This is a genomic window from Pseudoroseomonas cervicalis (assembly GCF_030818485.1).
Lineage (GTDB): Bacteria > Pseudomonadota > Alphaproteobacteria > Acetobacterales > Acetobacteraceae > Pseudoroseomonas > Pseudoroseomonas cervicalis_A.
Genome location: NZ_JAUTAJ010000004.1, coordinates 2134594 through 2150572 on the forward strand (window position 1 = coordinate 2134594; position 15979 = coordinate 2150572).

The window sequence follows — 15979 nt, forward strand, 5'->3', positions numbered from 1 at the left end:
CAGCGGGACGATGCAAGGCCACGAGCCCCCCTCCGCCACCCCTGCCGGCAGCGCCGCCGCGCCCGAGGGGGCACCGCCGGTTCCCGATCAGGCCGACCTCACCGAGGCGGTGCGCCAGCTCAAGCGCGCCTCCGTCCTGGTGGTGGGCGATGCCATGCTCGACCGCTACGTCTATGGCGCGGTGAAGCGCATCAGCCCCGAGGCGCCGGTGCCGGTGCTGGCGGTGGAGCGCGAGGTCGCCATGCCCGGCGGCGCCGGCAATGTGGTGCGCAACCTCACCGCCCTCGGCGCTGCCGTCGCCTTCCTGTCCGTGGTGGGCGATGACCAGGCGGGGTCGGACCTGACGGGCCTGGTCGGCGGCCAGCCGGGGGTCGAGCCCTGGCTGCTGGTGCAGGGCGGCCGCGCCACCACCACCAAGACCCGCTTCATCGCCAGCGGCCAGCAGATGCTGCGCGCCGACCATGAGATCGCCCGGCCGATCCATCAGCGCCTGGCCGACCGGCTGGTGCGCATCGCCACCGACACGGTCGCCGCCACCTCGGTGATGGTGCTGTCCGACTACTGCAAGGGCGTGCTCTCCGGCGACGTGCCGGCGCGGCTGATCGCCGCCGCCAAATCGGCCGGCCGCCGCGTCGTGGTCGACCCCAAGGGCGAGGATTTCTCCCGGTACGCCGGCGCCGACATCGTCACGCCGAACCGGGCGGAGCTGGCCCTGGCCAGCGGGCTGCCGATCGATTCGGAGGAGGACATCGTCGCTGCCGCCCGCGCCCTGCGGGACCGCCATGGCTTCGGCGCGGTGCTGGTCACCCGCTCCGAGGACGGCATGACGCTGCTCGAGGGCGACGAGGTCCATCATTTCCCGGCCGAGGCGCCGGAGGTGCATGATGTCTCCGGCGCCGGCGACACGGCCGTCGCCGTGCTGGCCGCCGGCATGGCGGCGGGGCTGGCCCTGCCGCTGGCCGCCCGCATCGCCAACATCGCGGGCGGGCTGGTGGTGGGCAAGGTCGGCACCGCGGTGGCCCGCGAATCCGACCTGCTGGAGGCGCTGACCCCCGAGCGCGGGGCACTGCGAAAGGTGCTGCGCCGGGCGGCGGCGGCGGAGCAGGTGGAGCGCTGGCGCCAGCGCGGCTGGCGCGTGGGCTTCACCAATGGCTGTTTCGACCTGCTGCATCCCGGCCATGTCCATCTGCTGGAGCAGGCGCGCAGCTGGTGCGACCGGCTGGTGGTCGGGCTGAACGCCGATAGCAGCGTCAAGCGCCTCAAGGGCCCGACCCGGCCGATCCAGCCCGAGGCGGCGCGCGCCGCCGTGCTGGCCTCGCTCGCCACCGTCGACCTGGTGACCATCTTCGAGGAGGACACGCCGGTCGAGCTGATCCACCTGCTGCGCCCCGATGTGCTGGTGAAGGGCGCCGACTACACGGTGGACCAGGTGGTGGGCGGCGAGCTGGTGCAGGAATGGGGCGGCGTGGTGAAGCTGGCCGAGCTGCTGCCGGGCAATTCCACCACCGCCACCGTCGCACGGATGCGGGGCTGAGCGCCGCGTGCGCTGGGAGAGGCTGTTCGAGAGCCGCCGCTTCCTGGACGCGGCCCGCAAGCCGGCGCTGAACCGCAACGCCTACCAGATCGACCAGGACCGCATCGTCTTCAGCCGCCCCTTCCGCCGGCTGCAGCAGAAGACCCAGGTCCACCCCCTGCCCTTCAACGCGCATGTGCGCAACCGCCTGCTGCACACGCTGGAGGTGGCGTCCGTCGGCCGCTCGCTGGGCTTCACCGTGGGCACCGAGCTGGCCGCCGAGCTGCGCGCGGCCGGCCACACGCCGGATGATCTCGGCTATCTGGTGCAGGCGGTGTGCCTGGCGCATGACATCGGCAACCCGCCCTTCGGCCATGCCGGGGAGGCGGTGATCGCCACCCATATGGCGCGCTGGCTGGACGGGCCGGGCGCCGCCAGCGGCCTGAAGCTCGACCACGACCTCCGCTTCTTCGACGGCAACGCCCAGGGCTTCCGCATCCTGACCCGCGCCGATGGCTATCGCGAGCGCGGCGGGCTGAAGCTGAGCCTGGCGAGCCTCGGCGCCTTCCTGAAATATCCCTGGGGGGGCGAGGATCCCCGCGCCGCCCGCGACGGCCGCCCCGGCGTGAAGTTCAACCATTTCGCCACCGAGGCCGCGGCCTTCCAGGCGGTGACCGAGGGCTGCGGCCTGTCGGGCCCGCATCCGCGCCACCCCGCCGTCTGGCTGATGGAGGCGGCGGACGACATCACCTATGGCCTGGCCGATCTCGAGGACGCGGTCGAGCTGGATATGGTGCCCTATCGCGACTACGAGGCGCTGGTGGCACCGCTGGGCGAGGTCAGCCAGGCGCGGCTGGCCGATGAGGATAGCCGCATCCAGAAGATCGCCCTGCTGCGCAGCAAGGCGATCGGCCGCATGATCAACGCCGTGGCGCGCGCCTATTGCGACCATGCGGCGGCGATCATGGCGGGCGAGCTGGAGGCCGGGCGCTCGCTGATCAAGCTCTGCGCCCCGGCGCTGCGCGAGCCCTTCCGCGCCATCGAGGCGAAGAACCGCGACACGCTGTATTTCCACCCGCGCAAGGCGGAGTTCGAGATCGGCGCCGGCGATGTGCTGGAGAAGACGCTCTCGGTCTTCCTGGAGGCCTCGCTCGCCTATGTGCGCGCCGGTGGCGAGGTGGAGAAGGTCGCCGCCCCCTCGCGCCAGGCGCTGTCGCTGATGCAGGACTACCATCCGCGCCCGGGTTTTTCGCCGTCGGAGACGATCCGCTGCGCGGTGGATTTCGTCGCCGGCATGACCGACAATTACGCCGCGCATCTGGCCGCCCGGCTGCGCGGCCTCTGAAGGCGGGTGCAGGGGACCCCGTCCCCTGCCCGAGGAAAAAGAAGGCGGGAGTTTGAGGGGGCAAAGCCCCCTCAATCGTCTTTCGGCGGCCGGCGGAAGGCCATCACCAGCGCCGCCACCGCCAGCAGCGTCAGCATCGCCCAGGGCATGCTGTCGAAGCCGTGGCTGTCATGCATGGCCAGCAGCGTCAGCGCCGCCAGCAGCACGCCCACCAGCGCCAGATAGCCGAGCACCGCCCCGCCCGCCGGCTCAGCCGCCGAGATGGCGGGCCAGGAAGCCCAGCGCCCGCTGCTCGGCCAGCACCGCATCGGCCGGGCTGTAGGCGCCGCGCTCCTCGCAGGCGAAGCCGTGCCCGGCGCCGGCATAGGTGAAGACCTCCACCCCCGGCTGGGCGTTCCGGATCGCCTCGACATCGGCCATGGGGATGCCGCTATCGGCCTCGCCGAAATGCAGCTGTACCGGGCAGCGCGGCGCTTCCTCCTTCGCCGCGGCGATGCCGCCGCCGTAATAGCCGACCGCGGCGGCGAAGGCCTCGCTGCGGGTCGCGCCGTGCCAGGCGACGGTGCCGCCCCAGCAATAGCCGATCAGGCCGATGCGGGCGCCGGAGGGCAGGGCGGCGGCCGCGGCCTCGACATCCAGCAGCGTGGCGGCGGGGTCGATGGCGCTGCGCAGCGCCAGGCCCTGCTTCACATCTTCCGGCGTATAGCCCAGCTCCACCCCCTTTTCCGCCCGGTCGAACAGGGCCGGGGCCAGCACGGCATAGCCCTGCTGGGCGAATCGGTCGCAGACGCGGCGCATATGCCGGTTCACGCCGAAGATCTCCTGCACCACCACCAGGGCCATCGGCGCCTGTTCCGGCCCGGCGCGCCAGGCGGAAAGCCTGTGGCCATCGGCGGCGACCAGTTCGACCTGCATGCCTCTCTCCTGCCCTGGGGCGCGGCGGGCCATTCCCGTCCCGGCCCTGCCCGCCTATCCTCGGAGCATGGCAGAGATCGTCAACCTCAACCGCCGGCGCAAACAGGCGGCGCGCGCGGCCGAGGCCCGCCAGGCCGCCGCCAACCGCGAGAAATTCGGTCGCAGCCGCGAGCAGCGGGCGCGCGATGCCGAGGCCGAGGCGCGCCGCAACGCGCTGCTGGACGGCGCCCGGCAGGAGGAAGGCGGGCCGGAGAAGGGCTGAACAGCCCCGCGGCGGGTCGCCGCCAGGGGGCCGAGCCGGCGCGCGGCCGGCCGCCGCTCAGGCGCCTGGCGCGGGCTGCTGCAGTTCCGGCCGCGGCGCGGCGGCGATCGCCGCCTGCAGCGCGGCGCGCTCCACCGGCTTGGCGACATGCCCATCCATACCGGCGGCCAGGCAGGCGCGGCGCTGCGCCTCGCCCACCTCGGCGGTCAGCGCCAGCACCGGCAGCCGCGCCGCGCCCGGGCGCAGCACCGGCTCCAGCGCCCGCAGGCGGCGGGCGGTCTCCAGCCCGTCCATGCCGGGCATCTGCACATCCAGCAGCATCAGGTCGATGCCGGCATCGGCCTCCAGCAGGGCCAGCGCCTCCTCGCCGCCGGCGGCCAGCAGCACGCTGTGGCCATCGGCCTGCAGCAGCGCCTCGGCCACCACGCGGTTCACCGCCACATCATCCACCACCAGCACGCGGCGCGGCGTGATGGCGGCGCCCGCGGCCGGGTGCGGCGCCGGCGGCAGAGCGGCGGGGGGCAGCGGCAGCTCCACCCAGAAGCGGCTGCCACGGCCATCCGGCCCGGCCTCGACGCCGATCCGGCCCTGCATGGCCAGCGCCAGTGCGGCGCAGATGGCGAGGCCGAGGCCGCTGCCCTCCTCCCGCGCCGCGCCATCGCCCAGGCGCTGGAAGTCGCGGAACAGCCGCGCCGCCTGGTCGGGGGCGATGCCGGGGCCGCTGTCCAGCACCTCCAGCCGCAGCCCCTGCCCCAGCAGCGGCGCCGCCGAGAGGGTGACCTGCCCGCCGGCGGGAGTGAACTTCACCGCATTGCCCAGCAGGTTCAGCAGGATCTGGCGCAGCCGCCTCGCATCGCCGCAGACCGCCGGCGGCAGGCCCGGCGCGGTGACCAGGCCGAGCGTCAGCCGCTTGCGCTCCGCCTCCGGCCGCACCAGCGCCAGCGCCTCCTCCAGCAGCGGCTGCAGCGCCAGCGGCGCGCGCTGCAGGCTGAGCCGCCCGGCCTCGACCTGCGCCAGATCCAGCACGTCATTGACGAGGGCCAGCAGATGCCGCCCGGCGCGCTCGATCACCGCCAGCTGCGCCTGCGCCGCCTCCGGCAGGTCGCGCCGCGCCGCCAGCAGCTGGGCCAGCCCCAGCACGCCGTTCAGCGGCGTGCGCAGCTCATGGCTCATCCGCGCCAGGAAGCGCGACTTCGCCTCGCTGGCCTGCTCGGCGCTGCGCGCGGCCGCGGCGGCGGCGGCGACCGCGCGGCGCTCGCCGCGCTCGCGGAACAGCGCCAGCAGCAGGAAGCTGACCCCCACCCCCTGCAGGATGGCCTGCAGCATCACCAGCTGGACCCAGAAATTGTCCGGCAGCGCCTCGCTGGGCTTCCAGCTGCCCATCCACACCACCACCGGGATGCGCAGCAGCATCATCACGCCCTGCAGGCCGAAGGTGGCGGCCAGGATGCCGCGCAGCATCGGGCTCTCCGCCCGGCCCTTGGCGAATTGCCAGGCGGTGCCGAGGATCAGCGGCGTGCTGAGCAGCGACATGATGATGACCCGCGTCTCCACCGCCGCGGTCAGCGCCGGCAGGGCGCGCAGGCCGAGCCAGATCAGCCCCGGCAGCAGCAGCGGCCAGAGCAGCGGGCGCTCCCCGTCGAAGCGGCGCGCGCCGTGCCAGGCCGAGGCCAGGGCCAGCAGCACCACGAGATTGGCGATGTCGATGGAGAGGAAGACCGGCGCCTTGCCGCGCAGCGCCAGCAGCAGCGAGGCGGTGCTGAGCCCGAGCAGCGACATGCCCCAGGCGCGGATGCCGGGCAGGCTGTGCCGACCGATCGACAGGCCGAGCCAGATGAGCCCCAGCAGCGCCCCGAGGGCGACGCTGACCGTGAGCAGGGTGTAGCTGTCGAGAGACACGAAAAAGGCCCGGTTCGCCGCGGGAAACGCCGGGGCGCGGCAGCGCCCCAGCCCTTCTTAGCGGTGGCGGCGCCCCGGCCCTAGACGGAAAACAACCCACAGCGGCGCGGCGCCGACGGAAAATGCCGCCAGGCGCCGGGCTGGCAGGCCTTTCATGGCGTGGGCAGGGCAGCGATGGCGGGCGGGCCGGCGGGCCCGCCCCCGCGGGTCAGACGTTGAAGCGGAACAGCATGATGTCGCCATCCTTGACGACGTATTCCTTGCCCTCGACGCGCATCTTGCCGGCTTCCTTGGCCGCCTGCTCGCCGCCCAGCGTGACATAGTCGTCATAGCCGATGGTCTCGGCGGCGATGAAGCCGCGCTCGAAATCGCCATGGATCACGCCGGCCGCCTGCGGCGCCTTCATCCCCTTCAGGATGGTCCAGGCGCGCGCCTCCTTCGGCCCCACGGTGAAATAGGTGATCAGGCCGAGCAGCCCGTAGCCGGCGGCGATGACGCGATCGAGCCCGGAATCCGACAGGCCGAGCCCTTCCAGGAACTCGCCCCGGTCGGCCGCGTCCATCTGGCTGATCTCCGCCTCGATGGCGGCGGAGACGACGACGGCCTTGGCGCCCTCGGCGGCGGCGCGCTCGAACACCCGTGCGCTCTGCGCATTGCCGGTGGCGGCCGCGCCCTCCTCGACATTGCAGACATAGAGCACGGGCTTGGAGGTCAGCAGCTGCAGGCGCTTCACCGCCTCCTCCTCCCCCTTGGGGATGGAGGCGCGGGCCGGCCTGCCGTCGCGCAGGCCCGCCAGGATCGGCTCGATCAGCGCCAGCTGGCCGGCGGCCTCCTTGTCGCCGCCGCGGGCGCGCTTCTGCAGCCCGGTGATGCGCTTCTCCAGGCTGTCCATGTCGGCCAGCATCAGCTCGGTCTCGATGGTGTCGGCGTCGCGGATCGGGTCGACGCTGCCCTCGACATGGGTGACGTCACCATCCTCGAAGCAGCGCAGGACGTGCACGATCGCATCCGTCTCACGGATGTTCGCCAGGAACTGGTTGCCCAGCCCCTCCCCGCGCGAGGCGCCGCGCACCAGCCCGGCGATGTCGACGAATTCCAGGCTGGTGGGCACGATCTTCTGGCTCTTGCCGATCTTGGCGATGGCGTCAAGGCGGCGGTCCGGCACGGCGACGCGGCCGACATTCGGCTCGATCGTGCAGAAGGGATAGTTGGCGGCCTGGGCCGCCGCGGTCTGCGTCAGCGCGTTGAACAGGGTGGACTTGCCGACATTCGGCAGCCCGACGATACCGCAATTGAAGCCCATGACCGGTCCTCGGAGGCAGAAGGCGCCACGCGGCGGAGGGCCGCGGCAGGCGGGGTCCGGGCCCGCGCCCTGTGGCAGGGGCGGCCCGGCGGGAAAAGGGCGGCGGGGCGCGCCCGCCGCGCGGGATCAGGCGGCGCCCGACAGGCTGCCGGCGATCTCGCTGCAGATCTGCGCCGCGGCGATGCGCGCCGCCGCGTCGTCGGTGGGCAGCGCCAGGGCGGCGGCGCGCAGCTGGATCACGGCGCCGCCCAGCGGCACCTCCAGCGAACGGGCGGCGGCGGCGATCATCTCGGCCCGCGCGGGGCCGGCGCATTCCGACACCACCTGCGCCATGGCCAGCGCCAGCGAGGCGCGCGCGGCGGCGGATTCGATGGCGGCCTTGTGCCCGGTGCGGCTGCGTTCCAGCGCGGCGGCGGTGCCCGCCAGGCTCTGCGCCTGGGCCAGCAGCCCGGCGGCCAGGGCGGCGGCGCCATTCGCCATGTCCTCGGGCCCGGGTCCGCCGAATTCGGCGGCGAGATCGGCCGCCGCGTCTTCCATCGCCATGTCTCAGCTCTCCTGGGTCAGCAGGGCCACGCGGGTCATGAACGCCTCGGTCTCGCCGCGGGCGAGCAGGGGCGCGGCCTCCGCCACCGCATCCAGCATGGGTTCGAGCCAGGTGTCCACCTTGGCAAAATTCCCCAGCACATGGCCGGTGACCTTCTCCTTCGACCCCGGATGGCCGATGCCGAGCCGCACCCGCCAGTAATCCGGCGCGCCCAGGCGGCGATCCATGTCGCGCAGCCCGTTATGGCCGGCCGCACCCCCGCCCTTCTTCACCCGGATCTTGCCGGGGGCGAGGTCGAGCTCGTCATGGAAGGCGGTGATGTCGGAAAGCGGGATCTTGTGGAAGGCCGCCGCCGGCTGCACCGATTCGCCGGAGAGGTTCATATAGGTCTGCGGCTTCAGCAGCAGGAGCTTGCGCCCGTCGATGCTGCCCTCGGCCACCAGGCCCTTGTAGCGTTGCCGCCACGGCGTGAAGCCGTGGCGGCGCGCGATGGCGTCGAGCGCCATGAAGCCGATATTGTGGCGGTGCCGCGCCTGACCCGGTTCGGGATTGCCGAGGCCGACCCAGAGCAGCACCGCGACGGCTCCGTCTTACTTCTTCTTGCCGGCGGCCTTGCCCTTGGCGGGCGCGGCGGCGGCGACCGGGGCCTGCACCACGACCTCTTCCTCGACCGTCGGCGGCGCGATGGTCGCCACCACGAAGTCGCGGCCGACGATCACCGGCTTGGTGCCCTTGTGGTCGAGCACGTTGGACCAGCGCAGGCTGTCGCCGATCGTGGCGTTGGCCAGGTCGACCTCGAACTGCTCCGGCACCTGGTCCGGGTCGGACAGCACCTCGAGCTCACGGCGGACGACGTTCAGCACGCCACCCTCCTTGACGCCCGGCGCGCTCTCCTCGTTCAGGAACACGACCGGCACCTTCACGCGGATCAGCTGACCCGGCGCCAGGCGCTGGAAGTCCACATGCAGCGGGCTGTCCTTGACGGGGTGGAACTGCACCTCGCGCATCAGGCAGCGCACCGGGGCCGCGCCCGCCACCGCCACCTCATACAGGTGCGACTGCCAGCCGCCCTTGTGCATCTCCTTCATCACGTCGCGCGGGTCGAGCGAGAGGAGCACCGCCTCCTGCTTCGCGCCGTAGATGACGGCGGGCACACGCCCGTCCTTCCGAGTCGCGCGCGCCGCCCCCTTACCGGCCCGCTCGCGCGCCTCGGCCTCGATCCGAATGGTCTGGACCATTGCTGAAAAGCTCCGCTTCTATGGGCGCCAATCCGGGGCGCCCGCCGCACGCCCAGGCCCATGCCCGAACGCGAGCACGCCGGCCTCCAGGGGTGCCGGCGTGCGGCGGGCGACATAGCCCATTCCAGGGGAGTCTTTCAAGCCAGGACTCATCCGGCAGAATCTTCTTTTTCTGAAGAAAAAGAAGTTTTCTTCCGGGCTGCCGCCGTCTCACGTCGAAGCGGGACTCTGAATTAACAGAAGTTTTTTGGTTCTTTTTTCCAAAAAAGAACGCTTCTTCTTATTCGTCAGGCTTACTCCGCCGGCGCCACCGCCCACATCTCCGGCTTCAGCTCCTCCTCCCGGTCCGGGAAGAACAGCGCGCAAAGCAGCGTCACCGAGCCGAAGCCCGCCAGCACCACGATGGTCGCACTCAGATTGCCGGTCGCCTGGTGCAGCAGCCCGATCAGCGGAGAGGCCGCGGCGGCGCCGAGGAAGCCCACGAAGAAGCGGATCGAATACAGCTTCACCCGCAGCGCCGGCGCGATGTAGCGCGCCGTCATCGTCTCGTTCACCGTCACCTGGCCGAAGATCGAGGCCGCCAGCAGCGCCGCCAGCGGCAGCACCATCCAGCCCTGCGCCCAGGCCAGCGCCAGCATCGCCGGCACCTGCACCAGCGCCATCGGCAGGAAGACGCGCTTCAGCGTCATGCGGTCGATCATCCGGCCGACGGTGAACTGCGTCAGCCCGCCGCACAGCGTCACCAGGAAGGCCAGCGTGCCGATCACCGGCAGCAAATCCGGGCTGCCGGCCAGCCGCTCTTCCATCAGCTTGGGCAGCAGCAGGGTGAAGGCGTTGAACACCAGCCCCGAGGCCGCGGCGATCGCCAGCAGCACGATCACCGCCCGCCGCACCACCGCGCGCGGGATCACCGGGAAGGGCCGCGCCCCCTTGGCCGCGGCGGCCAGGTCCACCGCCGGCTCCCGCGCATAGAGCAGGCCGAGCAGCACGCAGAGCACCCCCGGCACCAGGAAGGCCCAGCGCCAGCCCAGCGTGATCGCCAGGAAGGCCGTCGCCACCGGCGCCATCGCCACGCCGAGATTGCCGAACACCCCGTTGATGCCGACCGCGCGCCCGACCCGGTCGCCCGCCGCCTCCACCAGCATGGCGGTGCCGACCGGGTGGTAGATGGCGGCGAAGGCCCCCATGCCGGCCAGCGCCAGCGCCAGCGCCCAGGGCGAGGCCGTCAGCCCCGCCAGCGCCATGCAGCCGCCGGTGCCGAGGAAGAAGGCCAGCATCAAATTGCGCCGCCCATAGCGCGCGGCCAGCCAGCCCATCGGCAGCGCGCCCACGCCATAGACCACGAACATCGCGGTGCCGAGCGCCAGGATCGGCCCGTATTCCGTGCCGAACAGCGCCGCATCCTGCTGCACCATGCCGAGCACGGCGGTCGCCAGGATCAGCAGGCAGAAATGGGTGAAGCTGTGCGCCGCGTTGACGAAGGCGATCTGCCGTGTGGCCGGGGAGAAGGGCATGGCCGGTCTTTCGTGTTCTTGTCCTGTGTCCGGGCAGGATAGCCTGGCCAGGAACCGACATCCGGCCACATCATGTCGCCAATGCGCCAAAATCCCTTCGCCATCATCCCCGACAGCCAGCTGCCCCAGGATGCGGTGGACCGCCCGCTGGCCGGCTTCCGGCGCGACTATGCCGATCACAGCGCCACCCCCCGCCACGCGCATCGGCGGGTGCAGCTGATCTATGCCAGCCATGGGGTGATGCGCATCACCACCGACGCCGCCGCCTTCGTCGTGCCGCCGGGCCGCGCCCTCTGGGTGCCGGCCGGCCTGCCGCATGCGGTGGCGACCCAGGGCAGCGTCGCCATGCGCGCCCTGTTCCTGCGCGAGGATGCGGCGCGGCTGGGCCCGGGCGGCGTCGCGGTGCTGGCCGTCTCCCCCCTGCTGCGCGAGCTGATCCTGGCCGCCTGCGAGGAACCCCCGGAATGGGACCCGGAGGGCCGCGCCGGCCACCTGGCCGCGCTGATCCTGGACGAGATCGCCCGCGCCCCCACCCTGCCGCTCGGCGTGCCCTGGCCGCGCGACGCCCGGCTGCGGCGCCTGGCCGCCGCGCTGCAGGCCGACCCGGCCAGCCCGCTGACCCTCGAAGGCTGGGCCGAGGCGGTGGGCGCCAGCCCGCGCACCCTGGCCCGGCATTTCCGCGCCGAGACCGGCATGAGCTTCGGCACCTGGCGCCAGCATTGGCGCCTGGCCGAGGCCGCCGCCCTGCTGGCGCAAGGGCTGCCCCCGGCGCAGGTGGCGGCGCGCATCGGCTATGCCAGCGCCCCCGCCTTCGGCGCCGCCTATCGCGCCGCCTTCGGCGTGACGCCGGGGCAGGCGCGCGGGCCGCGCTGAGCCGCACCCCGCGCCCCCGCCGCCGATGCGGTGGCGGAAATTTCTGGCCCCGGCGGCTTTCGCCCCCCGCCTGCCCGGCCCATCTTGCCGCCATGCCGCTTCGCCCAGCCCTGCCCCCGCTGGCTTCCCTGCTGCTGGCCTCCCTGCTGCTGAGCTGGGCTGTCGCCGCCCCGGCCGCGGCGCAGACCCTGCCGCTGCACGGCGCCCCGGTGCGCGCCCTGGCCGTGGCGCCGGATGGCAGCGTCGCCTCGGGCGGCTTCGACCAGGCGGTGATCCTCTGGCCGCCCGACCTTTCCGCCCCGCGCGCGGTGACACGCTGGCACCAGGGCGCGGTGCAGGCGCTGGCCCCCCTGCCCGGCGGCGGCTTCGCCAGCGCCGGGGAGGATGGCCGCATCGCCCTCTGGCCCGCCCTGCCCGGCCCGGAGCCGGAGCGGGTGCTGGAGGGCCATGACGGCGCCATCGCCGCGCTGGCGGCACGGCCGGGCCTGCTGCTCTCCGCCGGCTGGGACGGCACGGCGCGGCTCTGGCCGCTCTCCGGCGATGCGGCGCCCCGCATCCTGGAGGGCCATCAGGGCCAGGTCACCGGCGCCGCCTTCCGCGCCGATGGGCTGCCCGTCACCGCCGGCGCCGATGGCACGCTGCGCGGCTGGCCGGCCGAGGGGCCGCCGCAGCTGCTCGGCCAGTTCGGCCTGCCGCAGACCGCCCTGCTGGCGTTGCCCGGCGGCACCCTGGCCAGCGCCGGGGTGGATGGCGTGGTGCGGCTGACCAGCTCCTCCGGCGCGCCGCGCCATCTGGAGGCCGGGCGCAGCCCGGTCACCGCGCTCGCCGCCAGCGCCGATGGCGCGCTGCTGGCCGCCACCGGCCCGGCGGGGGGCATCTTCCTCTGGTCGCTGCCCGAGGGGCGGCTGCGCCACAGCCTGGCCTCGGCCGGGCAGGCGCTCTGGGCGCTGGCCTTCAGCCCGGATGGCAGCCTGCTCTACGCCGCCGGCGCCGACCGCCGGCTGCGCGCCTATGACACGGCGCGCGGCATCGCCCTCGGCGCCGAGCCGCCGCCGCCCGCCACCCCGCGCCAGGCCGGGCTCGACATGGAAGGCGCTCGGGTGTTCCGCGCCTGCGGCGCCTGCCACAGCCTGACCGCGCCCCCCGCCGGCCAGCCGGACCTGAAGGCCGGGCCGCATCTGGGCAATCTGTTCGGCCGCCGCATGGGCGCGCTGCCCGGCTATGCCTATTCCGAGCGTCTGTCCCGCGGCGACATCGTCTGGACGAAGGAGAGCGTGGCCGATCTCTTCACCCGCGGCCCCGACATCGTCACCCCCGGCACCCGCATGCCGGTGCAGATCGTGGGCGACCCCGAGGACATGGCGGCGCTGCTGCGCTTCCTGGAACAGGCGACCCGGCAATGACCCGACCGCATGACGACATCACCGCCACGCTGCAGGCCGCGGGCTATCTGGCCCTGCCCGGCGCCGCGGCGCGCGCCCTGTTCGACACCACCGCCCCCGGCGCGGAGGGCGACACGCTCTCCGGCCAGCCTTGGGCGCATTTCGCCGCCAGCTGGGCCGCGCTGGAGCCGGATGCGCATATGGCCGATGGCGGCCGCTACCGGCTGCGCCGCCACGCCGCCTTCCGCGCCGCCCCCGGCCACGCCGCCACACGCCTGCCCGACCGCCCGCACTACCAGACCACCGAGCACAACCCGCTGAATGGCGGCATCCAGCGCTGGTTCGCCCCGGTGGCGGAAGACATCGCCACCAGCCCGGCCCTGGCCGCGCTGCTGGACGGCGCCCGCAGCGCCTTCGACTCGCTGCGCCCGGACACCACCTGGCTGGTCGAGATGCACCAGTTCCGCATCCAGGCCCGCGCCCAGGAGGCCGGCAAGCCCACCCCCGAGGGCATGCACCGCGACGGCGTGGATTTCGTGCTGGTCACGCTGATCGGCCGCCACAACGTCGCCGGCGGCACCACCGGCATCCGCGTCGACGGCCAGCCGGGCGAACAGAGCTTCACCCTGGAACAGCCCCTCGACAGCGTGCTGCTCGACGACCACCGCGTCTGGCACGGCGTGACGCCGATCGAACCGATCGACCCATCGCAGCCGGGCTATCGCGACGTGCTGGTGCTGACCTTCAAGGCGGAAGGCTGAAAGAAGATCGGGCGAAAGGCCGGGGGAATGAATTCCCCCGGACCCCCATCTTTTTTCTGTCAGGCTGCCGCCGTCCGGTGGAGAAGCGGGACGCTCCACTGGGCCGGAGCGACCCGGCGCAGTGCAGCGCCCGTCGTCTGAGCCATGACCGGCAGCGTCAAGAAAGTTCCTGTTCGACCAGGCGGGCGAAGTAGGCGGCGCCCACCGGCAGAAGGTCGTCGTTGAAGTCGTAGCCGGCATTGTGCACCGGCGTGCCGCCCTTGCCGTCGCGGCCGGCCTGGCCCACGAACAGGAAGGCACCGGGGCGCTGCTGCAGCATGAAGGCGAAATCCTCGCCGCCCATCACCGGCGGCGCGGCGCGCACCACCTTGTCCTCGCCCACCACGGCGCCGATGGCGCGGGCGGCGCGGTTCGTCTGCTCCTCGTGGTTCACGGCGGCGGGGTAGAGGCGGGTGTATTCCACCACCGCCTCGGCGCCATGCGCGCGGGCGGTCAGCGTGGCGATCTCCTCGATGGCCTTCTCCACCGCGTCGCGCGTCGCCGCGGTCAGGGTGCGCACCGTGCCGCGCAGCTCGGCCTCGCCGGGGATGACATTGTCGGCGCTGCCGGCATGGAACTGGGTGATGGAGACGACGGCGCTGTCCAGCGGATCGGTGCGGCGGCTGGCGATGGCCTGCAGCCCGGCCACCACCTGGGCGCCGACCAGCACCGGGTCCACCGTGCGGTGCGGCTGCGCGCCATGGCCGCCACGGCCCTTGATGCGGATCGCCAGGATGTCGGAATTGGCCATCACCACGCCGGCGACGGCGCGCGTGGTGCCGAGCGGCGCGGTCGGGTCGTTGTGGATGCCGTAGACGGCGTCGCAGGGGAAGCGCTCGAACAGCCCGTCCTTGATCATCTCGGCGGCGCCGGCATAGCCCTCCTCGCCGGGCTGGAAGATGAAGTTGACGGTGCCGGCGAAATTGCGCGTCTCGGCCAGGTACTTGGCCGCGCCCAGCAGCATCGCCGTGTGCCCGTCATGGCCGCAGGCATGCATCTTGCCGGGGATCTGGCTGCGATGCGCGAACTCGTTCACCTCGGTCATCGGCAGCGCGTCCATGTCGGCGCGCAGCCCGATGCTGCCCGAACCCTCGCGCGCGCCCTTCAGCACGCCCACCACGCCGGTTCGGCCGATGCCGCGATGCACCTCGATGCCCCAGCTCGCCAGCTTCTCGGCGACGATGGCGCTGGTGCGCACCTCCTCGAAGCCCAGCTCCGGATGGGTGTGGATGTCGCGGCGCCACTCCATCATCTCGGGCGCGAAATCGGCAATGCGGTTCGGAACAGGCATTTTCTTTCCTTTCTTTCGACTGCCGGCCATGGCCGAGACGACGGTCGCTGCACGGTGCCGGACTCACCTGAGCCCAGTGCAGCGCCCCGCTTCTCAACCCGACGGCGGCAGCCTGACAAAAAAAACAGTCATGGCTTTGACGGCGGTCGCTGCACTGCGCCGGGTCACGCCGGCCCAGTGAAGCGGCCCGCTTCCCCGTCAGGCAGCGGCAGCCCGAAAGAAAAGCGTCCCGCCTCTCCCCCAGACGGCGGCAGCCCGGAAAAACTAGCCGCCGCGGGCGGTGTCGGGGTCCACGGCGCGCAGGACGTATTCGTCCAGGTTCGGCTTGTAGGCGGCCCAGAGCCGGCGCAGCGCGGCGATCGGGGCGGGGTCGGAATCGATGCGCAGATCGGCGTAGGGGAAGCTCTCGCGGTGGACGATCAGCAGCACGGTGGAGACCAGGGGGCGGCCCTCGCCGCCGGCGGCTTCGCCGGCCTCGAGGGCGGCGAGCAGCCGGTCGCCGAGCTGTGCCTCGGGCTCGGCCAGGAAGGCGTCGACCATGGCCTGCGGCACCTGGTCGCTGGCCAGGATGTTGCCGATGGCGACGCAGTCGGTGCCGTGCGCGGCGTTGTGCGCGGGCTTCACCCGGGCGCCGTGGAAATGCGCGGTGCGGCCGGCGGCATCGATCGCCGCGTATTGCCGCCAGCCATGATGCGGGGTGCTGGCGGTCAGCGCCGCCACCGTCTCCTGCGCCGTGCAGCCGCTGCGCAGCAGGTCGAGGCCGCGCGGGCCGAGGCGGGGGTCGGTGCGGTGCTGCGTCAGCACGCCGCCCACCCCGGCCGCCAGGAAGGGCACGCGGGAGCCGATGCACAGGCCGGAGGTGGTGGCCACCGCGCCGAACTGGCCGGTGCGCGCGCAACGGCCGATCAGGGAAAAGGTCATGGCCCGGCATTCAAGGCGCGGTCGTGAGGCTTGTCCATTGGGCTTGTCCATCCGGCGGGGACGGTTTCCACTGGCCGTTGCGGGACCGACATGGCATGATTCTCACGGAACCGTGAGTTTAAGCGAAACCGGTCACGGATGGGTGGGGACGGCCTTCGGGCCTGGATGGGGCAGTGCCA

Annotated in this window: 16 protein-coding genes; 6 read left to right on the forward strand and 10 right to left on the reverse strand. The window is 72.9% G+C overall.

Features of this window, described 5'->3' with window-relative positions:
- Positions 1 to 10: 10 nt before the first annotated feature.
- Positions 11 to 1534 carry a D-glycero-beta-D-manno-heptose-7-phosphate kinase gene (gene rfaE1, locus QE401_RS13855; protein ID WP_307138767.1) on the forward strand — a complete coding sequence of 508 codons (1524 nt, stop codon included), beginning with the start codon at positions 11 to 13 and terminating at the stop codon, positions 1532 to 1534.
- A 7-nt stretch (positions 1535 to 1541) separates the two neighbouring features.
- A complete protein-coding gene (dgt, locus tag QE401_RS13860) occupies positions 1542 to 2858 on the forward strand; it encodes a dGTP triphosphohydrolase (RefSeq protein ID WP_307138768.1) in 1317 nt (438 codons plus the stop codon).
- Positions 2859 to 2929: 71 nt separating this feature from the next.
- Here the strand turns inward: dgt and QE401_RS13865 are convergent, their stop codons facing one another.
- Both QE401_RS13865 and QE401_RS13870 read right to left on the reverse strand, forming a co-directional pair.
- Complete coding sequence (locus QE401_RS13865) at positions 2930 to 3091, reverse strand: hypothetical protein (protein WP_307138769.1); 162 nt, start codon at positions 3089 to 3091, stop codon at positions 2930 to 2932.
- A 16-nt stretch (positions 3092 to 3107) separates the two neighbouring features.
- On the reverse strand, positions 3108 to 3773 hold the full coding sequence (locus tag QE401_RS13870) for a dienelactone hydrolase family protein (protein ID WP_307138770.1): 666 nt from the start codon (positions 3771 to 3773) through the stop codon (positions 3108 to 3110).
- Between the two features lie 67 nt (positions 3774 to 3840).
- On the opposite strand from QE401_RS13870, the gene QE401_RS13875 reads away from it, so the two are divergent.
- On the forward strand, positions 3841 to 4035 hold the full coding sequence (locus QE401_RS13875; protein ID WP_307138771.1) for a DUF4169 family protein: 195 nt from the start codon (positions 3841 to 3843) through the stop codon (positions 4033 to 4035).
- 57 nt (positions 4036 to 4092) lie between these two features.
- Here QE401_RS13875 and QE401_RS13880 read toward each other — a convergent pair whose 3' ends face one another.
- The 6 genes from QE401_RS13880 to QE401_RS13905 form a co-directional block, all read right to left on the reverse strand.
- Positions 4093 to 5934 (reverse strand): ATP-binding protein, encoded by a 1842-nt coding sequence (locus QE401_RS13880; RefSeq protein WP_307138772.1) that lies wholly within the window; start codon positions 5932 to 5934, stop codon positions 4093 to 4095.
- A gap of 208 nt (positions 5935 to 6142) precedes the next feature.
- Positions 6143 to 7237, reverse strand: a complete 1095-nt coding sequence (gene ychF / locus QE401_RS13885) for a redox-regulated ATPase YchF (protein ID WP_307138773.1) — start codon at positions 7235 to 7237, stop codon at positions 6143 to 6145.
- 126 nt (positions 7238 to 7363) lie between these two features.
- Positions 7364 to 7780: a hypothetical protein gene (locus tag QE401_RS13890; RefSeq protein ID WP_271137272.1), complete on the reverse strand. Its 417-nt coding sequence runs from the start codon at positions 7778 to 7780 to the stop codon at positions 7364 to 7366.
- A gap of 3 nt (positions 7781 to 7783) precedes the next feature.
- On the reverse strand, positions 7784 to 8356 hold the full coding sequence (gene pth, locus QE401_RS13895) for an aminoacyl-tRNA hydrolase (RefSeq protein WP_007003753.1): 573 nt from the start codon (positions 8354 to 8356) through the stop codon (positions 7784 to 7786).
- A gap of 15 nt (positions 8357 to 8371) precedes the next feature.
- The gene (locus tag QE401_RS13900; RefSeq protein WP_307138774.1) at positions 8372 to 9019 is read right to left on the reverse strand and encodes a 50S ribosomal protein L25/general stress protein Ctc; all 648 of its coding nucleotides are present in this window, start codon (positions 9017 to 9019) and stop codon (positions 8372 to 8374) included.
- A 293-nt stretch (positions 9020 to 9312) separates the two neighbouring features.
- Positions 9313 to 10533: an MFS transporter gene (locus QE401_RS13905; protein ID WP_307138775.1), complete on the reverse strand. Its 1221-nt coding sequence runs from the start codon at positions 10531 to 10533 to the stop codon at positions 9313 to 9315.
- An 81-nt stretch (positions 10534 to 10614) separates the two neighbouring features.
- On the opposite strand from QE401_RS13905, the gene QE401_RS13910 reads away from it, so the two are divergent.
- From QE401_RS13910 to QE401_RS13920, 3 genes are all read left to right on the forward strand, one after another.
- A complete protein-coding gene (locus QE401_RS13910; RefSeq protein WP_307138776.1) occupies positions 10615 to 11406 on the forward strand; it encodes an AraC family transcriptional regulator in 792 nt (263 codons plus the stop codon).
- Between the two features lie 92 nt (positions 11407 to 11498).
- Positions 11499 to 12809 carry a hypothetical protein gene (locus QE401_RS13915; RefSeq protein WP_307138777.1) on the forward strand — a complete coding sequence of 437 codons (1311 nt, stop codon included), beginning with the start codon at positions 11499 to 11501 and terminating at the stop codon, positions 12807 to 12809.
- Complete coding sequence (locus QE401_RS13920) at positions 12806 to 13549, forward strand: 2OG-Fe dioxygenase family protein (RefSeq protein ID WP_307138778.1); 744 nt, start codon at positions 12806 to 12808, stop codon at positions 13547 to 13549. Before QE401_RS13915 ends, QE401_RS13920 begins: the two co-directional genes overlap by 4 nt.
- A 157-nt stretch (positions 13550 to 13706) precedes the next feature.
- On the opposite strand, the gene QE401_RS13925 is transcribed toward QE401_RS13920, so the two are convergent.
- Both QE401_RS13925 and QE401_RS13930 read right to left on the reverse strand, forming a co-directional pair.
- Positions 13707 to 14879 (reverse strand): M20 aminoacylase family protein, encoded by a 1173-nt coding sequence (locus QE401_RS13925; protein ID WP_307138779.1) that lies wholly within the window; start codon positions 14877 to 14879, stop codon positions 13707 to 13709.
- 264 nt (positions 14880 to 15143) lie between these two features.
- Positions 15144 to 15800, reverse strand: a complete 657-nt coding sequence (locus tag QE401_RS13930; RefSeq protein WP_307138780.1) for a DUF1028 domain-containing protein — start codon at positions 15798 to 15800, stop codon at positions 15144 to 15146.
- Positions 15801 to 15979: the final 179 nt, after the last annotated feature.